This is a genomic window from Hyphomicrobium sp. (assembly GCF_036833075.1).
Lineage (GTDB): Bacteria > Pseudomonadota > Alphaproteobacteria > Rhizobiales > Hyphomicrobiaceae > Hyphomicrobium_C.
This window is the reverse complement of record NZ_DAITQL010000067.1, coordinates 1-22,016: the sequence shown is the minus strand read 5'-3', so window position 1 is coordinate 22,016 and position 22,016 is coordinate 1. Positions and strand designations below refer to the sequence as shown.

Here is a 22,016-nt window from a genome sequence, read left to right as displayed (position 1 = left end):
ATGGCGGCGCTACTACAACACCGAGCGGCCGCACTCATCGCTCGGCTATAAACCGCCGGCACCGGAGGCCATCATCTGGCCTGCGCCGCCGCGCGGCTCGACACCGCCATCTGCCCAGGCGATGGCCGAAAAGCCCATCATGCATTAGAGCGGTTTCCATTCATTCCGGCTCATATCCGCAAGATTTGAAGTAATTGGCGCACTCGGCGGGCTGGAAGATGTCGACAAGCCTTCCGATCAGGTCCCAGAGGCTGCGAACGGTGCGCTCTTCCGCCTTTCGCAGCATGGCCTTGAGCCGTGAGAAGGCCTTCTCGATCGGGTTGAAGTCCGGGCTGTAGGGCGGAAGGAAGCGCAGGGTTGCGCCGACCGCTTCGATCCTCTCCTTCACCGCGGCCCTTTTGTGGCTGGAGAGATTGTCCATGACGACGATGTCACCGGGCCGAAGCTCGGGTATCAGCACCTTGGTGACATAGGCTTCGAACCAGTCGCCGTTGATCGGTCCGTCCAGCACCATCGGCGCGACCATGCCGGTCATGCGCAGGCCTGCCACCAGGGTGGTGGTCTTGCGGTGGCCGTGCGGGAAGCCCATGCGCAGCCGCTCGCCTCTCAGGCACCGGCCATGGCTGCGGGTCATGTTGGTGGCGGTCCACGTCTCGTCGATGAAAACGAGGCGCTCGGGATCGAGATCGAGCTGGTGATCGAACCAGCGCTGGCGCTGCCTCAGGACGTCGGGGCGGTCCTGCTCGATCGCGTGCCCGGTCTTTTTTTACGCGTGATCCCGTGCCGGGCGAAGAAGCGATGCACAGTGCCGATCCCCACCGGAGCGCCGCGCTCGATCAGCCGTGCCTGGACCTCGACCAAGGTGATGTCGCCCTGCTCGGCGATCAGCTCCCGAATGAAGCCGCCGTGCGCTTCGATCTTGCCTGAATGCCGGTCACCGCCGCGCGGCTTGGCAACGGCCCGGCCATGCTCAAGCGCTCTTCGCCGCCAGCGGATCGCGCTCGACACGCTGACCCCAAAGCGCGCCGCCGCCGCGTGGCAGCTCAGGCCGCCATCAATCGCCGCAACGACCCTGTCCCGAAGATCCTGTGAAAGCGTTCGTGCCATCCATGCTGGCCTCCTGCCACCAGCAGGAAGTCTGAATCACAACGCCGCCGAAAAGGGAATCCCCAACGAGTCAGATCGTGTGGAAACCGCTCTAAGACTGAAACCGGACCACCTTATGGGGGCAGGCCAGTCGAGAACTGGGAGCCAGAGTTCGATGCCGAGGCGGCGTTCGCATGATGCGGCAGTTGCCAGTGAGGTTATCTCTTGTCGCGGACGAATAGGACTTTCGACTTACTTTCGCTTTGGCAACCTCACAAGGCCAGTGCCGACGACTGAGACCTCATCATTCTGATTGAGCGCCTCTTGCTCGATCTCCACAACGTGGTGGCCATCGTCAATGAACTTGCGCACTACCTTTCCTCTAATAAAGAGCAGATCCCCCTCCGCATTGTGGCGGCGCAGCTTGCAGGTTGCACGACGCAGAAATCCATCGTCCCCCATCCAATTGGTCAACTGGTGCGTCAACCAAGAGCACCGTTCCGGGCCGTAATCATATGCGCCGGGGGCACCCACCCTCAGCGCAAACTCTTCCTCCCAATGAACCCGCTCCGGACAGTCGGGAATGCCAAAGCGGTTCTTAATAGCAACTCCAGGATGGTTCATATTTTGCTTCCACGCGAGCTTATTTGCGCGGACGTATAGACCGCCCCAGCCCTGAACAAAAGCTATGAAGCCAGTTACCGTCATCGGTCCCTTGAACATGACAGGCAGATCTTCGCCTTCTGAAACATCATCCCAATATCGCGGGTTGCTTCCCCGCACTTCCTCACTTTCGTAAAGTTCATAGAGTTCCGCCAACTCTTTGTCCGTATAACGCTTCGGCGCACGCTCCTTTAAATCTTGATACTTGACCCCTTTGTCCCGGGCTTGGTCCCGCTCCGTGCGAAAGGCCCAATCATCAACTTCGGCAACCAAGTCACCTTCTTGGTTAAAAAAATTAATGTGATAGATCTGCTGAATAGAACGTCCTGCAAAGCGAGTCTCGTGTTCGATCAAATCCTTCAACCAGGCCTCGATGGAGATCGTGTCGTTGCGGCGTACCACTTTGTGCCAAGTCCATGCGGCTCCGGACCACATAGCATGGACACCGGGAAGACCACCACCATAACAAAATACAGGTCGGCTGCTGGTGCTAAATAAGAAGGATGGCGGCGCAATGATTCCACCGTACTGAGTACCAGCCGCATACTCCGGATCACACCACAGCGGATTATCGTCTCCCATGCCCTCAGCGTAGTGGCGAATAGCATCACGAGACGCCTCATAGTTCCATGGCTCCGCCAGGTCGGTCAGCTTAACGCCAATACGCTTCTTAAGCTTGTCAAGCCCCTCCTGTGTAATTTTTGGGAACACATTGCCGTCAGACTCGGCGCTAGTTGTCTGTGTAGTCATCGCAGTCATCATTTCTCCTGTTAAGCTGCCAATTGCCGTCTGTAGTGAAAACTAAATATAGCCGACTAACGCGCCTCGTGCTCACGGTCACGCAGCGCCTTTCTGAGAATTTTTCCCGAAGGCGTCTTTGGAAGCTCATCGACGAAATCAATGATCCTTGGGTATTCATGCTGGCTCAGAAGCCCTCGAACGAGATCCTGAATTTCTCTAGTGAAATTGTCGTCGCCAGGGCGATCGCTCACCACGAAAGCCTTGACCGCCAGCCCGCGCAGATCGTCTGGCACGCCAATAGCAGCAGCTTCCAGAACATCGGGATGTTTGAGCATGGTATTCTCAATTTCGACCGCGCTCATTGTCCAACCGGCAGAGATTATGACATCGTCCGCACGACCGGCGAAATAGAAATTATCGTTCTCGTCGACGCGAGCGAGATCCTTAGTTGGAAACCACGCATTTTTACGCCATATCACAAGTTCTCCGACCTCGCCAGGAAGGCAAGGCGCGCCGTTGGGGCCATGAACTTCAATTCGCAGGCCGGGGATGGGTTTGCCGAGCGAACCGGGTTTTACAACAAAATCCTCCGCACCGGGATAGTTGGCCATAACTCCGCCAATCTCTGTCGTGCCATATACACCACAGACCGGCGTTTTAAACAGTTTTTCTGTATAGACCAGCGTTTCAGCGTCGATTGGCTCGCCAGCGAAAGACAGTTTTTTGATTGTGTAGCGATAATTCGCAGAGACACCCGAGTTTTTTATCATACGGTAGTGGGTTGCTGCGGCAGAGAGGTTCGTGATATAATAATCTTGCAGGGCTTGCAGCAGGCGCTCTGCCTTGAACCTGCCTGAATAGGTGCCGGTGGTGATGCCAAGGGCAAGAGGGGCCAACGTTCCTTGCCAAAGGCCATGCCCCCATGCAGGCGACGAAGGGCAGAAAAACTTATCTCCAGGACGCAATCCCAGACCATAGAGCGATGAGACCATTACCATCACAATCGAACGATGAGTGTGCCGCACCGCATCTGGCAATTGGCGACTTGTACCGGAAGTATATTGAAGCACCGCCAGATCATCGCCACGCGTGGCGGCTACTTTAAAACTATCAGGGTAGACTTTGAGGCCTTCCAGGAATTCATCATCGGCCACCGCCACGGCGAGATCGTCGATTCCTTTCGCCATCGGAGCCTTTTCGACATTTGTAAGCAATAGCTTCGGCTTACAGTCTTCCACGCGTAACCGCAGCCCATCTGGCCCAAAGAGAGTGAAAAGCGACACCACGGTGGCACCAAGTTTTAATGCACCGAACAGCCCTGCATAGAACGGCAGCGATGGCTCCAGCATGATAGCCACGACATCACCAGCCTTGATGCCTTGGCCTGCAAGATAATGAGCAAAACGTGACGACTCCCGCGAGATAGTACGAAACGTTAGATCCGTGTCACTACCATCCGCATGGGCAATGCGCATAGCTACCCGGTCGTCTGTTGCATGCCGATCGATACATTCATGTGCGATATTGAGATGCTCACGGTTTCCGTCGAACAGCTCCCATACCTTCTCTAATGAGAAGTACCGTTGGGCGTCTGCGTACGTTGTGAGATCGGTTAACTTTGGCACGTGCTCTCCTGCCCTATCAACTGTCCGCTGTTTTTTTTCTGGACAAGCCGTCACAAAGTGTCAATAGCCCAGCCTTAACATAAGACGTTTCTAGTCTGGGAGGGTGAAGATAAGCACGAACAGCGGGCGCTTACCTATCGCGAATTAGACGGCGACGTCGGGCGGCTTGCCCAGGGATTGCGTGATCTCGGCATCGGCAAGGGTGATGTAGTCGCTCTCTATATGCCAAAACTGCCCGAAATATTTGCGGCGTTTTTCGCGGTGCTGAAATTGGGCGCGAGCCTGATCCCGCTGTTTTCAGGCTTCGGTCCGGCGCCCCATGCAGACTCGGCTCACTATAGCGGCGCCAAGGCTGTTATAACCGCGAGCGGAACATGGCGGCGCGGCGCGCCGTTACCGCTCAAATCGCTCCTCGACGTGGCGCTGAAATCCTCACCCACGGTGCGGCTTGTAATCGTTGTCGGCTGCGACGGCCTTAAAGTCGAGACCCCGATGCTGGAGGGCCGCGATCACTGGTGGCACGATGTCGTTCCGGGCAAGCAAGGCTCGATTGAAACCGTCGAAATGAATGCGGAAGACCCCGCGATTCTGCTTTATACTTCGGGCACCACTGGCGGGCCAAAGGTTGCGTTTGAACCCATATCGGCTTCGTCGGCTCAATGGTCACGCGCGACATGATCATCTGTGCCGATTTCAAATCGTCGGACAGGTTTTTCTTCCTCAGTGACCTGGGTTGGATTGTCGGCGCGATGTGCGTATGTATTCCCAGTTTCGCCGGCGCGAGCCTCCTCATCGCCGAAGGCACGCCAGATTTCCCGGACACTGGACGATTCTGGCGACTGATCCAGGATCATCGCGTAAGCTGTCTCGGGGTATCGCCCACCATAGTCCGTAGTTTGATGCGCTACGGAACGCAGGACGCGCCAATCGATCCCGGACAACAGATAGCTCAACTGCGCTGGAGAGATCGTCACTGCTTCACCGGCAACCGAAGGCCAGATGAAACTTCCTCTCTCGAGTCGCCTTGTAAACAAGCATGCGCCCTGGCCGTCGTGCCAATTGACCTTCAAAAGATCGCCGCGTTTGCCCTTGAAGCAGAAAGACCGCGGCCCATTGCAGGCGCAGACGATTGCCGACCCCTTCACTGGATGCGGGATGCCGAATAGGGCTGCCTCGGAAATTTTTCGGTCCCGATCAGAATGCCTACGAGTTCTGACGGGCCGGTGCGCTTGCCGGAGATTTTGATAGTGTCGTCGGAACGCGTCGAGCGCCACGATCTGTCGAGCCTGCGTATGACCGCCTCGGGCGGCGAGGCATGGACCAACGCACCATGGCAATGCGCGCTATATCGAAAGCTACTGGAGTACGCTTGCCGGTCTTTGGGTGCATGGCGACTTCGCGATGCGTGGGACGGATGGACTCTATCACGTTCTCGGGCGGGGCGACTGGCCGGCGATACCGCCCGTGCCGCCACCAGCGACGAGGTGAAGGTGCTGCGCAAGGAGGCGCGCGATCTCAAGGAGGTCGTCGCCGAACAGGCGCTGGAATTGTGGATTCTTAAAAAAAGCATGATCGCGGATGGGGCGACGACGAATGAGATATCCCGCATCCGAGAAGCTCGAGATCATCCGTCTGGTGGAGAACTCGCACCTGTCGGCGCGGCGCAAGCTGCAGAAGCTCGGTATTCCGCGCTCGACCTTCAATCGCTGGTATGATCGCTTCCTTGCCGGCGCGTCGATGCGCTGGAGGATCGCGGGCCCCGGCCGAACCGGGTCTGGAACCGCATTCCTGCGGAAAGGCGCGACCAGATCGTCGAACTGGCTTTGAATGAGCCGGAGCTGTCGCCACGCGAACTGGCCGTCACCTTCACCGACACGAAGGGCTACTTCGTCTCGGAATCCTCGGTTTGTCGCCTCCTCAAGGCGCACGATCTGATCACCAGCCCCGCCTTCATCGTCATCAAGGCCGCCGACGAGTTCCACGACAAGACGACAGCGCCGAACCAGCCCTGGCAGACCGACTTCACGTATCTGAAGGTCATCGGCTGGGGTGGTTCTACCTGTCGACCGTGCTCGACGACTTCTCGCGCTACATCATCTCCGGAAGCTGTGCCCCACGATGAAGGCCGGGGACGTCACCGACACGCTGACTATGGCGCTCACAGCATCAGGCTGCGACAGCGTCAGGATGTTGCACTGAACCGGCCCGGGTTTACCGGAGGCCGTTTCGTTTGAGTCACGCGGGCCATGGCTGGTTCTTCCAGCATGGCGTAGTAGCGCTCTTCGGCTTCGGCGGGCGGGATGTTGCCGATGGGCTCCAGCAGCCGGCGATTATTGAACCAGTCGACCCATTCGCGCGTCGCGAACTCGACGGCCTCGAATGAGCGCCACGTCCACGTCGGTGGATCACCTCTGCTTTGTAGAGGCCGTGATGGTTTCGGCGAGAGCATTGTCGTAGCTGTCGCCAACGCTGCCGACCGAGGGCTCGACTCCGGCCTCCGCTAGGCGCTCAGTGTATCGAATGCTGACGTATTGGGCGGATTCAAGCCTTGAGAACCTCTGTCCGAATGATGCACGAGGCCGGCCCGATGGGCAGGCCGTCGTTTGTGCAGCGCCTGTTCGAGAGCATCGAGTACGAAGCTGGGCATGCGCCGTCCGGCTCACCCGCCAGCCGACGATCCTTCGCGCGTAGGTGTCGATGACGAAGGCAACATAGACGAAGCCCGTCCAGGTCGCGACATAGGTGAAGTCGGAAACCCACACAGCATGTTCGGCGCCGAGGCGTGGAACTGGCGATTGACGTGATCTAGAGGGCAAGGTGCGGCCATGTCGCTCACCGTGGTGCGGATAGGTTTGCCGCGGATGATGCCTTCAAGGCCCAAGGCCTTAATCAGACACACGCCACCGTGCATCTGGCGACGTCGAAGCCCTCGCGCTGCAACTGCCGCCAAACCTTGCGAACGCCGTAGACGCGGAAGTTCGCCTCGAACACGCGTCGGACCTCATCTTTCAAAGCCTCATCGCGCTTCGCCCGCGCCGACAGCCGGGAGGGATCGATGCGCTTGGCGACATGGTCGCGGTAGGTCGACGGGGCGATAGGCAACACCTTGCAGATCGGCTCGATCCCGTGCGCTTGGCGATGATCGTCGATGAACCCGATCATGGCCTGAACCGGCGGTCGAGCTCCGCCTGGGCAAAATACGCGCTCGCCTTGCGCAGGATTTCGTTAGCCTGCCGAAGCTCGCGGTCCTCGCGTTCCAGAGCCTTGAGCTTCGTCGCCACATCCGTGGGCACACAGGCTCGCGCGTCGCTGTCGCGCTCGGCCTTCTTCACCCACTCATGCAGCGTTTGCGCCGTGCAGCCGATCTTGGCGGCGATCGACGACACCGAAGCCCACCGCGAGGCATGCTCGCCTTCGTGATCCAGAACCAGCCGAACCGCGCGGGTGCGGAACCTCGGGAGAGAACTTGTTGGTCGTTTTGCTTGTCATGGCTCCAACTTCTCAGGAGTTGGAGCCTCCGATCAACCCGGGGCGGTTCAAGGAGACGTATGTACCTGGCAATACCGTTTCGCCGGTGGCCCGCCAGCACGGGATCGCCGGCAATCAGCTCTTCACTTAGCGCAGGCTGATAGCGCAGGGCGCGCTGACCGCCGCGAGCGCCGTGATGCGTCGATAGCATAGGTCAAACGTTCGTCGATCAGGCGGCGAACGTTGCACCAGGGCGTCGTCCTGGGGTTTGCGATACGGCCCGCGCGGCTTCGACAGGCGATGCACCTTGTCACGGAGATGGGAGCGGGCCACCCCGATTGTCTCGGCAACGGCCTTCATCGCGAACCGTCCCTCGGCTGCGACAAAAGCCGCAAGCTCGGCTTTTTTTGACTCCGACCGGGCCAGAGCCTCCTTAAGGATCTCCACTTCCATCGTCTTGCGGCCGAGCAGTCGCTCGAGATTGCGGACGCGCTCTTCAAGCCGTCGCACTTCGGAACTCCCGACAACAGGCTCGTCCGATCCCACCGCTGCCGCTCCGCCTTCCGTCAACAAACGACGCCAACGATAAAGGAGATTCGGAGCCACGCCAGGTCGCCGGGCGACAGACGACCACCGTCTCACCCGGAAGAAAACTCTCTTCGATGATCTGCAGCTTCTGCTCGGTCGTCCAGTGTCGGCGGCGTGCCTCGCCGGTGATCAGTTCGATCCGTCGATAGTCGTCAGCCATAAGCCTGTGCTTGAGGATAGCCTACAGCCTCACGCGCTAGGCCGACTGTCCGGTCGAAATGGGGGCCAGTTCACACATAATGTATGTTATCTTATCCCCTGCTTGCGACGAAGCGCAGTTTATGAGATCAGCCTCCTTGACGGCAGCGCCCGCACTGCGCCGCGTCTTCGAGCCAAGTTCCAAGCGTCAAAAGAGAGCAGCCGGCCGGTCGACGCGAATGATTTCGCGAGTCCAGCGACAGCAGCTGCCCCCGTGACGCAACTTTTCTTTTTTGATCGTCGCCATTTGAAAGGTTTCGTTGAACCAGACACTCCTGGCGCTGATCCCGGACACCAATCTATCAATCAACCTTCGTCTTCGACGAAAATCTTCTTGCGTCGCTTTGCAACGCTAGGACGGCTGACGACTATGAGTGCGATTACGGCGACTGCTAGCAGTCCGGCACTGATTGGGCGTGTTACGAAGATCGAAAGATCGCCGCCCGAGATCAGCATGGCGCGGCGCAGATGCTCCTCCAGCATGGGGCCGAGGATGAAGCCCAGGATGAAAGGGGCCGGCTCACATTCGAGCTTGATCAGTATGTAGCCCACCAGTCCCGCGATGGTCACCAGATAGACCGCGAAAGCGCTGTTGTTGATCGAGTACACCCCGATGCAGCAGAACGCGATGATGGCCGGAAACAGGATCGTGTAAGGGATACGCAGCAGCGACACCCACAGCCCGATCAGCGGCAGGTTGAGAATAACCAGCATGGCGTTGCCGATCCACATCGAAGCGATAAGGCCCCAGAACAGGTCGGGATTGGAAATTACGACATTTGGTCCGGGCACGATACCCTGCATGATCATGGCGCCGATCATCAGCGCCATCAGCACGTTGGAGGGTATGCCCAGCGCCAGCATGGGGATAAAGGAGGTCTGGGCGCCGGCGTTGTTGGCGGCTTCCGGCGCCGCCACCCCCTCGATCGCCCCCTTACCAAACTCAGCCGAGTTGCGCGACGACGACTTCTCCACATTATAGGCCACAAAGGACGACAGCAGCGCCCCACCCCCCGGCAGCACGCCGAGCAATGAGCCGACGGCGGTGCCCCGGATGATCGGCGCCACGATGCGCCTCAGGTCATCGCGTGAGGGCCACGGATTGGTGACTTTGGCGATCACCTGTCTTGTCGCCTCGCCGCCTTCCAGATTGCGCAGGATCTCGCCGATGCCATAGATGCCGACCGCGATAGCCACGAAGTTGAGGCCGTCCAGCAGTTGGGTGTAGCCAAAGGTGAAGCGGGCAGCGCCGGTGTAGATGTCAGTGCCGGTGAGGCCGAGCAACAGTCCCAGGCAGATCATGGCGATGGCCTTGATGACGGAGCCGGAGGCGAGCGCGATCGACGAGATCAGACCCACCACCATCAGCGAGAAATACTCCGCAGATCCGAAGCTCAACGCCAGTGCGGTCAGTGGGCGTGCCACGACAGCAATTAGCACAGTGGCCACCGTGCCGGCGAAGAAGGAGCCGAGCGCTGCCGCGGCAAGCGCAGGTCCCGCCCGACCCCGTAGAGCCATCTGGTACCCGTCAATAGTCGTGACGGCGGCGGCGGATTCACCCGGAAGGTTCACCAGGATGGCTGTGGTCGAGCCGCCATATTGCGAGCCGTAATAGATACCGGCTAACATGATCAGCGAAGCAACCGGGTCGAGACCGAAGGTCAGCGGCAGGAGCATGGCGACGGTTGCCAGCGGACCGAGCCCAGGGAGCACGCCCACCACGGTGCCCAAGAGCACGCCAGTGAAGCAGTACAGGAGGTTCCAGGGGTGCAGGGCGACGGAGAAGCCGAGGCCCAGATTGTCAATCAGATCCATATCCGTGCTTCCCTACCAGCTTAACCATTCGCCGACCACCGGGATCGGCAGGCGGATGCCGTAGGCGAAGACGGCGGTGCAGAACAGAGCGATGCACAGACTACTTAGGACGGACTTGACGAGCTTTACCTTGGGATTAGCGAGCGTCGCTACGAAGGTAGCGGCGAATACGTCTGGAAGCAGTCCGATTTCTTCAACAAAGGCAGCAAAGGTGATGGTGGCCAGCGACAGAAAAACAACACCGCGCCATGGAACGACGCCGAATGGCAGCCGGTCCTGCGTATCGAGGAAGCTACGCCCGACAATCACAATGCCCAGCACCACCAGCATTCCCGACAGGACAACTGGGAAGTAGCCCGGCCCCATGTCCAGAGCCCGACCGATTGGCAGGCCGAACCAAGCGAGCGAACCGTACAAAACGCCGACGGCGATGAAGAAAAGCCCCGCGCTAAGGTCCTTCGTATTCGTTTGCACAATACCTCCCATTGGGCCTTCTTTTGCTGATAAAGCTCATGCCGACAGAAAGCTGACGGCGCACCGAGGCCTTCGTATCGGTACGTTTTCGATCCAGTGACCTAACCCGGTTCCGTTGCAAATTTTCGTCGCGGCACGGAAACTGCGGGACGGCCAGAGCTTCACGCCGCAGCGATGATTTCAAACTGTTCAGCAATCGACGGATTTGGATTGTAGGCGTATCTCGCCTGCCGTTTGCGCATCATGTGGATCATCTCGACTCCAGCCAGGATAGCAGTCGCGCTTGCGAATGACTTGAAACCGAGCATCGGCCGCACCTGGCGCTTGATACGCCGATGATCCTGCTCGACGCGGTTGTTGAGGTATCGGCTCGGCGGATGCGAATCCGCTTCGGAGCGCGCTGGAAGCGATGGCGCAGTCGGTTCTCGGCATCGCAGGAGACAATCGCCTCGCGGTTGGTCTGGCTGCCGTCAAGACGACCCGCTCGGGCCGGCCATGGCTTTCAAGCGCTTTACGGAAAAACCGCTTGGCCGCCGGCAGGTCCCGGTGTTCGCTGAACCAGAACTCGACGGTGTCGCCTGCGCTGTCGAGCGCGCGATAAAGATACATCCACTTTCCGCGAACCTTGATGTAGGTCTCGTCGACATGCCATTTTCTAGTCACGGCACGCGTGCGCCGATTGAAGCGCTCCAGCAGCCGGGGCGCGAAGTGAACGACCCAGCGATGGATCGTCGAATGGTCGACGCCGATGCCGCGCTCCGCCATCATTTCATTCAGGTCGCGTAGGCTCAGGGCGTAGGCCAGATACCAGCCGACGCACAGCAGGATTACTGACTGGTCAAAATGGCGGCCCTTGAACATGAACAACTCTCCGGCAAAATGCCGGCCACCTATGACACGCCGGCCGTAAGCGAAAAGTTTGCAACCGAGCCTGGTCTTGAGCTTGGTCGTGTCGGTGCCGGTGGTGGGCTCGGTCACGGCCATGGACTGCGAACGCAATTCGCCGCTGGCAATGCCGGGCAGGTATCGTTTCTTCTGCGCCTCGGACCCATGCCGAAGGAGCGTGCCCATATTATACATCTGGCCGTGGCAATGGCCCGCATTGCCGCCCGAGCGGTTGATCTCTTCCATGATGATCGAGGCTTCGGTCAGCCCCAGCCGCGAGCCACCATATTCCTCGGGGATCATCGCGGCAAGCCAGCCCTCGCGGGTCAGCGCCTCAACGAACTCTTCGGGGTAGGTCTCATCCGTACCATGCTGGCGGTGATATTCGGGCGGGAACTGCGCGCAGAGTGCCCGCAACGCGTCGCGCAGATCGTCATGGGTGTTGGGGGCGGAGGTCTGCATCCGTTACATCGCCTTGTGCGCGTCGGGGCCGCTGGTCTCCAGGATCTCTTCTTCGGCGCGCTGCCATATTTCGTAGGAAATCGGGTTCTCGCTTTCCTCAAGGATGTGGCCCACAAGCCCGATGGCGCGCGCCATCACGCCGAAGCCGCGCACGATCTTCCAGGGAAACCCGAATTCGCAGCAGATTGCGCCGATCGCGCCTGTCGCATTGATTGGAAGCATCTTGCCGGATTTCTCTTCGGCGACCTCCTGAATCTTCTGGATCAGTTCGACATATTCTCCCGATTTTCCGTTCGCGGCCACAATCTCGAACAGGCGAGGCGCGCGGGGGTCGACGGGCTTGTGCACCGGATGGCCCAGACCGGGCACGATGGCACAGCGCTCGCGGAATTTTTCGACCGTTTCGAGGGCAATGGCATCCAGATCGGCGCCGGCGCCGATCTTGTCCTGCGGCAGTGCTTCGTAAAGCATCTTTGACGCGCCTTCCATCGAACCGACAAAGACGGTGCCGAGCCCGCAGAGACCCGCAGCCACTGCTGACTGAAGCGATTCTGGCGCGCCCATATAGGTCATGCGCGCCGCGAGCGCCGAAGGCGTGATGCCATGTTCCACCAGCGTGACGACAATGGCGTTGAATACCCGGCCTTCCTCGGGCGTGGGCTTGCGGCCGGTGAGTTGCAGGAACGCCAGATCACCCAGGTTCATATGTCCCAGGATTTCGTCGACCAGGTCGAGCCCACGTACGCAGATCCTATCGGGGGTGCTCCAGCCGATCTTGGAACTAATCTTTTCTTTTCGTTTACCCATCAGACCGGATCCCACGAGAAGACGTCCGCCGAAACTTCGAGTGGCGTGAAATGCGACTTGAGCGCGGGAATGGCGCGCTCGGCGATGGCGTCCGCCGTCCAGCCGTCGCCGGAATGAACCGAGCGCACAGGGCGCGGCTGGCTCATGAGAAAGATTTCGTTCATCCGCACGGCAAAGATCTGGCCGGAGACCTCTGCGGCCCTGTCGCTCATCAGGTAGCAAGCCATGGGCGCGACTTTCGCGGGCGTCATCTTCTTTATTTTCTCGACCCTGGCTTCCTGTTCGGGTGTATCGGTCTTGATCGACGAGATCATCCGGCTCCAGGCAAAGGGCGCTATACAGTTCGACCTAATGTTCCACCGCTTGAGGTCCAACGCGACCGATTTCGAGAACGCCGCCATGCCTAGCTTGGCGGCGGCATAGTTCGCCTGCGCGTAGTTGCCGATCAGGCCGGAGGTCGAGGTCATGTGCACCAGGGCACCGCCTTCCTGTTCGCGGAAGTAGTCGGCCGCGGCGCGCGAGGTGTTGAAGGCCCCGTAAAGGTGGACCTTCACCACCGCGTCAAAATCTTCATAGCTCATCTTGTGAAAGTAGCCGTCGCGCAGGATGCCGGCATTGTTCACCACCGCGTCGATGCGGCCGAATTCCTTCACGGCAGCCTCGACCATGGCCCGGGCAGCGTCCGGCTCGGTCACGCTGCCGCCATCGGCGATGGCGTTACCACCCGCAGCCTTGATCTCCTCCACGACGGTTTGCGCAGCGGTGACAGTCTGTCCAAGTCCCTTCAGTGTCGCGCCCAGATCGTTGACCACGACCGCAGCCCCTTCCGCTGCGGCCATCAGCGCGATGTCGCGGCCGATCCCGCCGCCCGCGCCGGTGATCAACACCACCTTTCCCTCCAGTACCTTGCCCATCACCGTTCTCCCTCAGCTTGCCTTCCGGTATGCGTCGAGGCCGCCGGAATGCATAACCCGGCCCATCAGAGGCGCGCCGATGATCTCTTCGGCCTTCGCGGCGGCCGCGGTCAGCTTCTCGAGGTCGATGCCGGTCTCGATCCCCAGCTCGTGACACAGAAACACTGCATCCTCGGTGCAGACGTTGCCCGCCGCCCGCGCATGGCCGTGGCCTGCGAAGGGGCAGCCTCCAAGCCCCGCCACGGAGCTTTCGAACATGTCCACGCCCATCGATAGCGCCGCATAGACATTGGCGATGCCCAAGCCGCGCGTGTCGTGAATGTGCATCCCGATCCGCGCCCCGGGCGCCAGCTCCCGCAGGGCGCCGATCATCCGCTTCACCGCCTCGGGGTTGCCCCAGCCCATTGTATCCGCCATTACGAGAATCGGGATCGGGATCTGCTCTTCCTCGCAGAGCTGCAGGATAAACCGGAAATCATCCAGTACCCGCTCCTGCGGGATCGGACCTTCGAGATTGCAGCCGAAGGCGGTCATCACATAGGCCGCATCGACGGTATAGCCTTCTTCCTTGTAAAGCCGAACCCAGGCGCGCTGTTTCTCTCGCATCTCCGTCGAAGAGCAGTTGTTGTTCGACTGCGCAAAGGCTTCGGAAGGGTAGAACAATAGCCGCGGGTCGATATCGACCTTATGCGCCGTTAGCGCCTTGCGAAAGCCTTGCTCGTTCAGCCAGAGCGCGGTGTAGTTCACGCCCGCAACCCTCTTGATGCGCTTGAAAAGCTCGCCCGTATCGGCCATCTGGGGCACGTATCTGGGGCTTACGAAACTGCCAACCTGAATGCGCTTGAGCCCCGTGTCGCTGAGCATGTCGATCAGTTCGATTCGCTGTTCGATCGGATAGACCCTCTTTTCGATCTGGAAGCCCTCGCGCGGACCTTCTTCGCGGAACTCCACGAACTTCGGAAAATCACTCATGCCTGTTCCTTTTCGGGTTCGATGATCTCGGCGATTGTCTGTCCGCGATCGACCATCATGCCGTTGGAGACAGCGATGTTGGTGGCGATCCCGGACGCTGCCGCCTTGATGGAAATTTCCAGTTTCATCGATTCCATGACCGCCAGGACTTGGCCTTCGGACACCGCGTCGCCCTCGGCCACTCTGACGTCGACGATCATGCCGGTCAGCGGCGCAAGCACCGCCCGGTCCGCGGCCGCGTCGGCCCCGGCAAAGGCCAGCGGCGGGGCGGGGTGGAAGACAAGTCGGGCCGGCGTGGCGTCGATCTCGATCACCCCGGCGTGATGGCGCGCCGTTGCCACGTATACCGTCTCGCCCTGCGCCACCCGCCACCGCCCCGGCGCGATCTCACGGCAGGAGAAAGTGAGGGTGGTACCGTCATTGCCGTAGACCGTGTAGGTGTCGCCGGAACGGACTGGGCCGATGCACAGCTCGTCCTCGCGTCCCGACCCGTCCGTCAGTATCACGCGCTGGCCGGTCTCCATCCGATCGCCGCCGAGGCCCAGCCGCCAGCCGGTGAAGACGTCGCGGTTCGACCAAGGCTCGGCGGCCCCGTCGCGCCGCCCGAGGGTGACGAAGAGCACGGCTGCCATCGCCTTCCACAGCCGGGCGTCCGGCACGTCCGGCGGCGCGATCAGATCGTCCAGCCGCCCGTCAATCCAGCGGGTGTGGACTTTCATCTGGCCGAATTCGGGGTTCCGGGCCAGCGCGGCGAGGAAGGCGCGGTTGGTCTGCACGCCGTCGACCGCGACACGGTCGAGCGCGTGGGCAAGCCGCGCCAGCGCCGTCTCCCGGTCGGGCCCGTGAACGATCAGCTTGGCGATCATCGGATCGTAAAATGGCGTGACTGCGTCGCCTTCCTCGACACCGCTGTCGATCCGCAGGCCGTCAGGCAGGCTTAGTGTGGTGATCCGCCCGGTGGAGGGGGCGAATTGCATCGCCGGGTCTTCGGCGTAGAGCCGCGCCTCAACTGCGTGGCCGTCGATCTTCAGATCGTCCTGTGTCAGACCCAGCCCGGCGCCCTCGGCGATGCGCAAATGCAGGGCCACCAGATCACGCCCGATGATCGCCTCGGTCACGGGATGTTCCACCTGGATGCGCGGGTTCACCTCAAGGAAGAAATACTCCCCGTCCGCCACCAGAAATTCGACCGTGCCCAGCCCGCGATAGTTTACAGTTTGGCCCAGCCGCACCGCGTCACGGGCGATCTCGTCCAGAAGATCGCGAGGCAGGCCCCAGGCGGGTGCTTCCTCGATCACCTTCTGGTGGCGGCGCTGCAGCGTACAGTCCCGCTCGAAGAGATGCACGACATGGCCCTTGCCATCGCCGGCGATCTGCACTTCGACATGGCGGGCTTCCGGCAGGAACCGTTCCAGCAGCAGCCCCTCCGAGCCGAAAGTCGACTTCGCCTCTCGCAGCGCGCCTTCGATGTCGGCCGCCAGAGTATCTTCGCTTTTCACCAGACGTTGTCCGCGCCCGCCGCCGCCTCCGACCGCCTTCAGCAGAACGGGCAGTCCCATCTCGCGCACCGCCGTGGCGATCTCCTCGGGGTCCGACCGCGCCCCCTCGGCGCCCGCGATCACCGGCACACCCGCTGCGATCGCCGCCGCCTTGGCGCTGGCCTTGTCGCCGAACCGTTCCAGCGTCTCCGGCGTCGGCCCTATGAAGATCAAGCCGGCGGCCTCGACGGCGCGGGCAAAATCGGGGTTCTCGGCGAGGAAACCGTAACCGGGGTGAATGGCGTCGGCCCCGGCGGACTTGGCCGCCGCGATCACCGCGTCGATGCGCAGATAGCTGTCTGCCGCAGGCCCGCCGCCGATCAGGATGGACGTGCCGATGTCGCGCACATGCAGCGCGTCTGCATCCGCTACGGAATGCACGGCGACAGGCCGGATGCCCAGTGTCCGCGCCGTGCGGGCGATCCGGCACGCGATTTCGCCGCGATTGGCGATCAGAAGCGTTTTGATCTTCATGCCTGCCGCCTTACATCCGGAACACGCCGAAATGGGTTTCGACCTTTGGCCGCCGCGACGTCATGTCGAGCAGCAGCGCCATCGCCTCGCGCGTCTCCGCCGGTTCGATCACGCTGTCGATCCAGAGGTTCGAGGCGAAATTGTAGGCGCCCTGGAAATCCTCGTATTCCTTGCGGATCGGTGCCTTGAAGGCTTCTTCCTCCTCCTTCGTCCAGCTCTTGCCCTCGCGTTCGTTGATCTGGGCGCGCACTTGGGCCAGCACGCTTGCCGCCTGTTCCGGGCCCATGATCGCGGCGCGGCCCGTAGGCCAGGCAAACATCGCGTCAGGCTGGAAGGGGCGGCCCAGCATGGCCAGATAGCCCGCTCCGTAGGAGCCGCCGGTGATCACGGTGAATTTCGGCACCCGGGCCGAGGACATGGCCGTGATCATCTTGGCCCCGGCCTTGGCGATGCCGGCCTGTTCCACCTCGCGGCCTACCATGAAGCCGTTGACATCGGCCAGGAACAGCAGCGGGATGTCGCGCTGCACACAGAGGTTGATGAAATGCGTGGCCTTGAGCGCCGCCTCGACGAACAGTACGCCGGTGTTGGCGAGGATCCCCACCTCATGCCCGTGGATGCGGCCCCAGCCGGTCATCAGCGTATCGCCGTAAAGCGGCTTGAATTCGTGGAATTCGCTGCCGTCCACCAGCCGCGCGACGATCTCGCGGTTCTCGGTGGGAACCTTCGCGTCACGGCTGACGATGCCGTAGATCTCCTCGACCGGGTAGGCGGGTGGCCGGGGCCCCAGGGGGATCTTGCGGGGGAGGGGCTTTTCACCGAGATGCTTGACGATCTCACGCGTGATGGCGAGCGCATGGGCGTCGTCTTCGGCCAGATGGTCGGTCACGCCGGAGACCGAGCAATGCATCTTGCCGCCGCCGAGCGTCTCGTTGTCCACCTTTTCGCCGGTTGCGGCAAAGGTCAGCTCTGGCCCGCCCAGATACATGAAGCCCTGGCCGCGCACGATGACCACCTCGTCGCAGAGGGCGGGGATATAGGCGCCGCCGGCGGTGCAGGGTCCCATCACCACGGCGATCTGCGGCACGCCGTCGCCAGACATCCCGACCTGATTGTGAAAGATGGAGCCGAACTGCCCTTCGTCGGGAAAGATGTTTTCCTGATCGGGCAGGAATGCGCCGCCGGAATCGACCAGTGTCACGACCGGCAAGCGATTGGCCCAGGCAATCCGCTGGGCGCGCACGTGTTTTCGGCAGGTCATGCCAAAATAGGTGCCGCCCTTCACGGTCGCGTCGTTGGCAATGATCATGCAGTGACGCCCCTCGATCACTCCAATGCCGGTGACGATGCCGGCACCAGGGGGTACGCCGTCATACTTGTTGAGGCCGGCCAGTTCTCCGAGCTCGAGGAACGGCGTGCCGGGGTCGATAAGCCGCTCCACGCGCTCGCGCGGCAGGATCTTGCCCTTTTTCACATGGCGCGCGCGCGCGCTTTCCGGCCCGCCGACGCGCTGCACCCTGCGCAGTGCGTGCAACTCGTCCACCTTCTGGCGGTATTGGGTCTCGTTGGCCCGGAACTCTTCCGAGGCGGTGTCCAGCAGCGATTTCAGCTTGGTCATGGGAGATCGGGATACTTTCTGAGGGTGAAGGCAACCTTGGCCGCACCTGGCTTTTCGAAGGTATCCGGATTGACGATGCGCACATCAGCTTTGAAGACCAACGCGTCGCGCAGTCGTTGCTCGATCTTCTTCTTAAGCGCCGCGTCGGCGTCGGGGTTGCGGCCGGGCCCGCGTTCGATGATGATCTTCAGCGCCTGCTGCGTAGTGTGGCCCTCGAAATCGGCCACTACGCGCATGACGCCGTTGGTCTCCGGGATCATCTCGTTGACGATGCTGTTGATCGCGGAAGGGAACACGTTGGCTCCGCGCACGATCAGCATGTCGTCGGTGCGTCCAGTGCAGCGGATCTTGGGACCCGTGCGCCCACAGGAGCAGGTCGTGCCTAGCACCTCGATAAAATCGCCCGACCGGAACCGCATCAGCGGACTCGCGCGGCGGCCAATCGCGGTATAGATCATCTCGCCCTTAGCCCCGTCTTTCCAGGGAATGATCGCACCGGTGTCAGGGTCAAGGAGTTCGGTGATGATGTAATCCATGTTGACCATGTGCATGCCCGTCTGCTCCTCGCACTCGGCCCAGTAGGTCACGCCCAGATCGGTGCCGCCGAGCATTTCGGTGCATTTGGCGCCCCAGAGTTTCTCAATCTTGGCACGGATCGCCGGAATGCCGCCGCCCGGCTCGCCGCCGACGATAACGCGCTCAACACCCAACTCATTGGCCGGGATGCCCAGTATCTCTTCTGCCCTTTCGGCTAGGTGGACGACGAAATTGGGCGCGCCGACGATGCAGCGCGGGCGCGTGTCGGCGCAGGCGCGCAAAAGCCGGTCAGCGCCGCCGTCGGCGCCGACCGGCACGTCGATCGCGCCCATATATTGCAGGCCCTGCATCACTGGGATGCCGCCCACAAACCCCTTGGCGAGCGAGAAGGCGTGAAGCACCATGTCGCCGGGTCGCACGCCGTTGGCGAAGAAGCAGCGGGCGGTCATCTCGTGCCACATCTCGGCATCAGATTCTGTCAGCGCCACGTAGGACGGGCTGCCCGTCGTGCCCGACGAGGCCTGCATCTGGATAATGTCGTGCATCGGCGCGGCACGATGGCGGCCGAACGGCGGCTGGGCCGCTAGGCTTTCGCGAATCTCGGTCTTGTAGGTGAAAGGAAGCTTTTGCAAATCGTCGATGGTGCGAATCTCGTCGAAATCTACGCCGGCCTCGGCGAACTTGCCCTGGTAGAAGGGCGAGTTGGCCTTCAAATAGGCCATCTGCTCAATCAGCCTCAGTTCCTGTATCTTCCGCACCTGGTCGAGTGGCTTTCCCTCGACCTCATGCCAGAAACGGTCATTCACCTTTGCGGCGGAATCGGCGCGGCGGAACCGCATTGCGAACTCCATGATGTCCTCCCTAGACGAAGTTGCGCGGTCAGTACGATCGCGGCAGACCCATGACCTTCTCGCCGATGAAGCTCAGGCACAGTTCACGATTTACCGGCGCGGTGCGCAGCAGCCGGACCAAAGGATAAAGTTCGTAGAGCCCGGTATCCTCCGTGAAACCCGACCCGCCATGCGCCTGAAGGGCGGCGTCCACGGCTTCGATTCCGGCCTCTGCGGCGGCATATTTCGCCATGTTCGACGAGGCGCCAGCGGGAAGCTTGTTGTCGAATTCCCAGGCCGCGTCTGATCCACCGCGCGGTTCGGTCAGGCCTAGGCCGATGACCTCCTCCCCTGCGATCACGAGGCACCCAGGCCTGCGCGATGTCCTTGGATGCGTATTTTGCCACCATGCCGCCCATCAGCGACCCCAGAAGCTGGATGTAGCTCACGTTGAAGTCGGCATAAGCGATCTCTTCCACGATCAGCCCAGAAGTCGCCGCGCACTCATCCAGCCCGCCGAATTCCTTTGGCAGATCGGCGCCGATGAGCCCAGCGCTCCCATCTCCTTAAGGAGTGCGCGGTCCATTACGTGTTCGGTGGCCCGCTTTTGATAGTTCGCGGCCAGTTTCTCACGAGCGAAACGCTGCGCTGTCTCGCGGAATGCCTGCTGGTTTTTGGTCGGTTGAAACTGCATGGGTACCCCCTCTCGAGGCTGGAAATCTCGCTTGTCAAAAAAACCTAACAGGCGTTAGGATATATGGCAAGAGGAAAGGGAGGGACCACGATGGATAAAAATCTCGGCAGCTCCGCTTGTTCAAATCTGTTGTCTTCCATCACCGCGGGACGACATAGGCTGCGAAACCGCGTCAGCATGGGATCGTGCGGCGGTGATCGTCGCTGGCGGGTTTTCACCGAATTTCGAAGGCATCCTCGACTACGAGGGGGCCCGGTTGTATGTTGTATGATGGGGCAGAGGCGCTGGCGCTGCGGCCGATCTGCGATGCGGTACATGTCGAAGGCAGCCTGATCTTCGCGCAGCTGCTGCATGCGGGACGCTATGCCAAGATCGAGGAATGCGTGGCTCCCTCGGCGATCCCGGGCGCCGATCAACAGGTTCTCCCCGCGTGAGATGAGCCAGCAGGATATTCGGCGCACAGTAGACGATTTCGCCCGTGCAGCGCTCAACGCGAAGGCCGCCGGTTTCGAAGGCGTGGAAATAATGGGGTCCGAAGGCTATCTGATCAACGAATTCACCGTGACCCATACCAACAAGCGCCAGGACGACTGGGGCGGCAGCGTGGAGAACCGCCACCGATTCCCTGTCGAGACTGTCCACGCGGTGCGCGACCGCTGCGGGCCGGGGTTCCTGATCATCTATCGAATTTCGGCGGCCGATCTCGTCGAGGGCGGCGCGCCCGCCGAGGAGATCGCCGCACTTGTCCGCAAGATCGAGGCCTCCGGCGCCGACATCCTGAACACCGGGATCGGCTGGCACACGAGGCGCGCGTGCCGACGATCGCCTATCCGGTACCGCGTGGCGCCTGGCGGAAGGCGGCGGCGAATGTGAAGGCGGCGGTGTCGATTGCGGTGGTGGCCTCGAACCGGATCAATACCCCCGGAGGTCGCCGAGGATATCCTGACCTCGGGCGATGCCGACTTGATATCCATAGCCCGACCATTCTTTGCCGATCCGCATTTCGTGCGCAAGGTGCGCGAGGGTCGAGCGAATGAGATAAATACCTGCATTGCCTGCAACCAAGCCTATCTTGACTTCATCTTCGCCGACCCTACGGTAAGCTGCTTAGTCAATCCCCGTGCCGGTCGCGAGACGGAGTTTCGAGACAAGCCCGCGGACAGGCCCAGAAACCTGGCTGTCGTCGGTGGCGGCGCTGCGGGCATGGCCACACGGTCAAGCTTTTCGAGGCCGAGGACCGCCTGGGCGGGTAGCTCAACCTGACACGCGTAGCCCGGGCAAGGACGAGTTCGACGAAACCTTGCGCTACTATACCGGTCAGTTGGCCAAGTACGGCGCCACCCAGCGATTGGGCCGTTACGAGCGCATCGCCGATGAGGGGCTCCACATCACCTTGAACGGCGAGTCTGGAACAATCACCGCCGATACGGTTGTTCTCTGTACAGGCCAGGAATCCGAGCGTGGGCTGGACGAGGCGCTTGCGGCCCGTGGCGTTGGCACCTTGAGGATCGGCGGTGCCGCCACGGCGGTGGAACACGATGCCTTGCGAGCGATTGATGAAGGGATGCGCCTCGCCCAGTCTTTGTGAGGAATCAGGATCGATTTGTCAGGGAGGAGCATCATGCTG

At 61.1% G+C, this 22,016-nt stretch carries 18 protein-coding genes, 9 pseudogenes and 1 other annotated feature; of the genes and pseudogenes, 7 read left to right on the top strand and 20 right to left on the bottom strand.

Annotated elements, in window-relative coordinates:
• The coding region (locus V7082_RS16565) for an integrase core domain-containing protein (RefSeq protein WP_334150350.1) at positions 1-148 on the top strand (148 nt) is incomplete at its 5' end.
• Between the two features lie 12 nt (positions 149-160).
• Here the strand turns inward: V7082_RS16565 and V7082_RS16560 are convergent.
• The 3 genes from V7082_RS16560 to V7082_RS16550 form a co-directional block, all read right to left on the bottom strand.
• A protein-coding gene (locus V7082_RS16560) for an IS630 family transposase (protein WP_334150349.1) occupies positions 161-1,107 on the bottom strand; the annotation gives its coding sequence in 2 pieces (ribosomal slippage) (positions 161-768 and positions 768-1,107; 948 coding nt in all).
• A 231-nt stretch (positions 1,108-1,338) separates the two neighbouring features.
• Entirely contained in the window at positions 1,339-2,508 is a 1,170-nt protein-coding gene (locus tag V7082_RS16555) for an FAS1-like dehydratase domain-containing protein (RefSeq protein WP_334150348.1), read from the bottom strand.
• A 56-nt stretch (positions 2,509-2,564) separates the two neighbouring features.
• Entirely contained in the window at positions 2,565-4,115 is a 1,551-nt protein-coding gene (locus V7082_RS16550; protein WP_334150347.1) for an acyl-CoA synthetase, read from the bottom strand.
• Between the two features lie 141 nt (positions 4,116-4,256).
• On the opposite strand from V7082_RS16550, the pseudogene V7082_RS16545 reads away from it, so the two are divergent.
• Positions 4,257-4,793 (top strand): annotated as a pseudogene (locus V7082_RS16545) (AMP-binding protein); the annotation flags it as partial.
• Positions 4,775-4,975, top strand: a pseudogene (locus V7082_RS16540) (AMP-dependent synthetase); the annotation flags it as partial. The pseudogenes V7082_RS16545 and V7082_RS16540, both read left to right, overlap by 19 nt.
• Before the next feature lie 114 nt (positions 4,976-5,089).
• Here V7082_RS16540 and tnpB read toward each other — a convergent pair.
• Positions 5,090-5,260 (bottom strand): annotated as a pseudogene (tnpB, locus tag V7082_RS16535) (IS66 family insertion sequence element accessory protein TnpB); the annotation flags it as partial.
• Positions 5,261-5,551: 291 nt separating this feature from the next.
• Between tnpB and V7082_RS16530 the strand changes: the two are divergent.
• Positions 5,552-6,311, top strand: a pseudogene (locus tag V7082_RS16530) (helix-turn-helix domain-containing protein); the annotation flags it as partial.
• A 209-nt stretch (positions 6,312-6,520) separates the two neighbouring features.
• Here the strand turns inward: V7082_RS16530 and V7082_RS21600 are convergent.
• The 16 genes and pseudogenes from V7082_RS21600 to V7082_RS16460 form a co-directional block, all read right to left on the bottom strand.
• On the bottom strand, positions 6,521-6,877 hold the full coding sequence (locus V7082_RS21600) for a DDE-type integrase/transposase/recombinase (RefSeq protein WP_442909811.1): 357 nt from the start codon (positions 6,875-6,877) through the stop codon (positions 6,521-6,523).
• Between the two features lie 127 nt (positions 6,878-7,004).
• Positions 7,005-7,277 (bottom strand): IS3 family transposase, encoded by a 273-nt coding sequence (locus V7082_RS21595; RefSeq protein ID WP_442909810.1) that lies wholly within the window; start codon positions 7,275-7,277, stop codon positions 7,005-7,007.
• Positions 7,203-7,319 (bottom strand) — a sequence feature (AL1L pseudoknot). Its footprint overlaps the gene before it by 75 nt.
• Positions 7,274-7,540 (bottom strand): transposase, encoded by a 267-nt coding sequence (locus V7082_RS21590; RefSeq protein ID WP_442909812.1) that lies wholly within the window; start codon positions 7,538-7,540, stop codon positions 7,274-7,276. Its footprint overlaps the feature before it by 46 nt. Before V7082_RS21590 ends, V7082_RS21595 begins: the two co-directional genes overlap by 4 nt.
• A gap of 229 nt (positions 7,541-7,769) precedes the next feature.
• Positions 7,770-8,331: pseudogene (locus V7082_RS16520) on the bottom strand (transposase); the annotation flags it as partial.
• A 344-nt stretch (positions 8,332-8,675) separates the two neighbouring features.
• Complete coding sequence (locus V7082_RS16515) at positions 8,676-10,184, bottom strand: tripartite tricarboxylate transporter permease (protein WP_334150346.1); 1,509 nt, start codon at positions 10,182-10,184, stop codon at positions 8,676-8,678.
• 12 nt (positions 10,185-10,196) lie between these two features.
• Entirely contained in the window at positions 10,197-10,658 is a 462-nt protein-coding gene (locus V7082_RS16510; RefSeq protein WP_334150345.1) for a tripartite tricarboxylate transporter TctB family protein, read from the bottom strand.
• Positions 10,659-10,819: 161 nt separating this feature from the next.
• A pseudogene (locus V7082_RS16505) lies at positions 10,820-11,519 on the bottom strand (IS6 family transposase).
• Positions 11,520-11,717: 198 nt separating this feature from the next.
• Positions 11,718-12,005, bottom strand: a pseudogene (locus V7082_RS16500) (acyl-CoA dehydrogenase family protein); the annotation flags it as partial.
• A 3-nt stretch (positions 12,006-12,008) separates the two neighbouring features.
• Positions 12,009-12,812: a citryl-CoA lyase gene (locus V7082_RS16495; protein ID WP_334150344.1), complete on the bottom strand. Its 804-nt coding sequence runs from the start codon at positions 12,810-12,812 to the stop codon at positions 12,009-12,011.
• On the bottom strand, positions 12,812-13,726 hold the full coding sequence (locus tag V7082_RS16490) for an SDR family NAD(P)-dependent oxidoreductase (RefSeq protein ID WP_334150343.1): 915 nt from the start codon (positions 13,724-13,726) through the stop codon (positions 12,812-12,814). The genes V7082_RS16495 and V7082_RS16490 overlap by 1 nt, the downstream gene beginning before the upstream one ends.
• Positions 13,727-13,738: 12 nt before the next feature.
• Positions 13,739-14,698: a hydroxymethylglutaryl-CoA lyase gene (locus tag V7082_RS16485; protein ID WP_334150342.1), complete on the bottom strand. Its 960-nt coding sequence runs from the start codon at positions 14,696-14,698 to the stop codon at positions 13,739-13,741.
• Positions 14,695-16,710, bottom strand: coding sequence for an ATP-binding protein (locus tag V7082_RS16480; RefSeq protein ID WP_334150341.1), 2,016 nt, complete (start codon positions 16,708-16,710; stop codon positions 14,695-14,697). Before V7082_RS16480 ends, V7082_RS16485 begins: the two co-directional genes overlap by 4 nt.
• A 10-nt stretch (positions 16,711-16,720) precedes the next feature.
• Positions 16,721-18,328: an acyl-CoA carboxylase subunit beta gene (locus tag V7082_RS16475; RefSeq protein ID WP_334150340.1), complete on the bottom strand. Its 1,608-nt coding sequence runs from the start codon at positions 18,326-18,328 to the stop codon at positions 16,721-16,723.
• Complete coding sequence (locus V7082_RS16470; protein ID WP_334150339.1) at positions 18,325-19,716, bottom strand: phenylacetate--CoA ligase family protein; 1,392 nt, start codon at positions 19,714-19,716, stop codon at positions 18,325-18,327. The genes V7082_RS16475 and V7082_RS16470 overlap by 4 nt, the downstream gene beginning before the upstream one ends.
• A gap of 28 nt (positions 19,717-19,744) precedes the next feature.
• A complete protein-coding gene (locus tag V7082_RS16465; protein WP_334150338.1) occupies positions 19,745-20,056 on the bottom strand; it encodes an acyl-CoA dehydrogenase family protein in 312 nt (103 codons plus the stop codon).
• Between the two features lie 58 nt (positions 20,057-20,114).
• A pseudogene (locus tag V7082_RS16460) lies at positions 20,115-20,389 on the bottom strand (acyl-CoA dehydrogenase family protein); the annotation flags it as partial.
• Positions 20,390-20,649: 260 nt separating this feature from the next.
• On the opposite strand from V7082_RS16460, the gene V7082_RS16455 reads away from it, so the two are divergent.
• The 3 genes and pseudogenes from V7082_RS16455 to V7082_RS16445 all read left to right on the top strand — a co-directional run bounded on the left by V7082_RS16455 (position 20,650) and on the right by V7082_RS16445 (position 21,977).
• Positions 20,650-20,823 (top strand): oxidoreductase, encoded by a 174-nt coding sequence (locus V7082_RS16455; protein ID WP_334150336.1) that lies wholly within the window; start codon positions 20,650-20,652, stop codon positions 20,821-20,823.
• Positions 20,741-21,652 (top strand): annotated as a pseudogene (locus V7082_RS16450) (oxidoreductase). The gene V7082_RS16455 and the pseudogene V7082_RS16450 overlap by 83 nt, the downstream one beginning before the upstream one ends.
• A gap of 37 nt (positions 21,653-21,689) precedes the next feature.
• Positions 21,690-21,977, top strand: coding sequence for a 2,4-dienoyl-CoA reductase (locus V7082_RS16445; RefSeq protein WP_334150335.1), 288 nt, complete (start codon positions 21,690-21,692; stop codon positions 21,975-21,977).
• Positions 21,978-22,016: the final 39 nt, after the last annotated feature.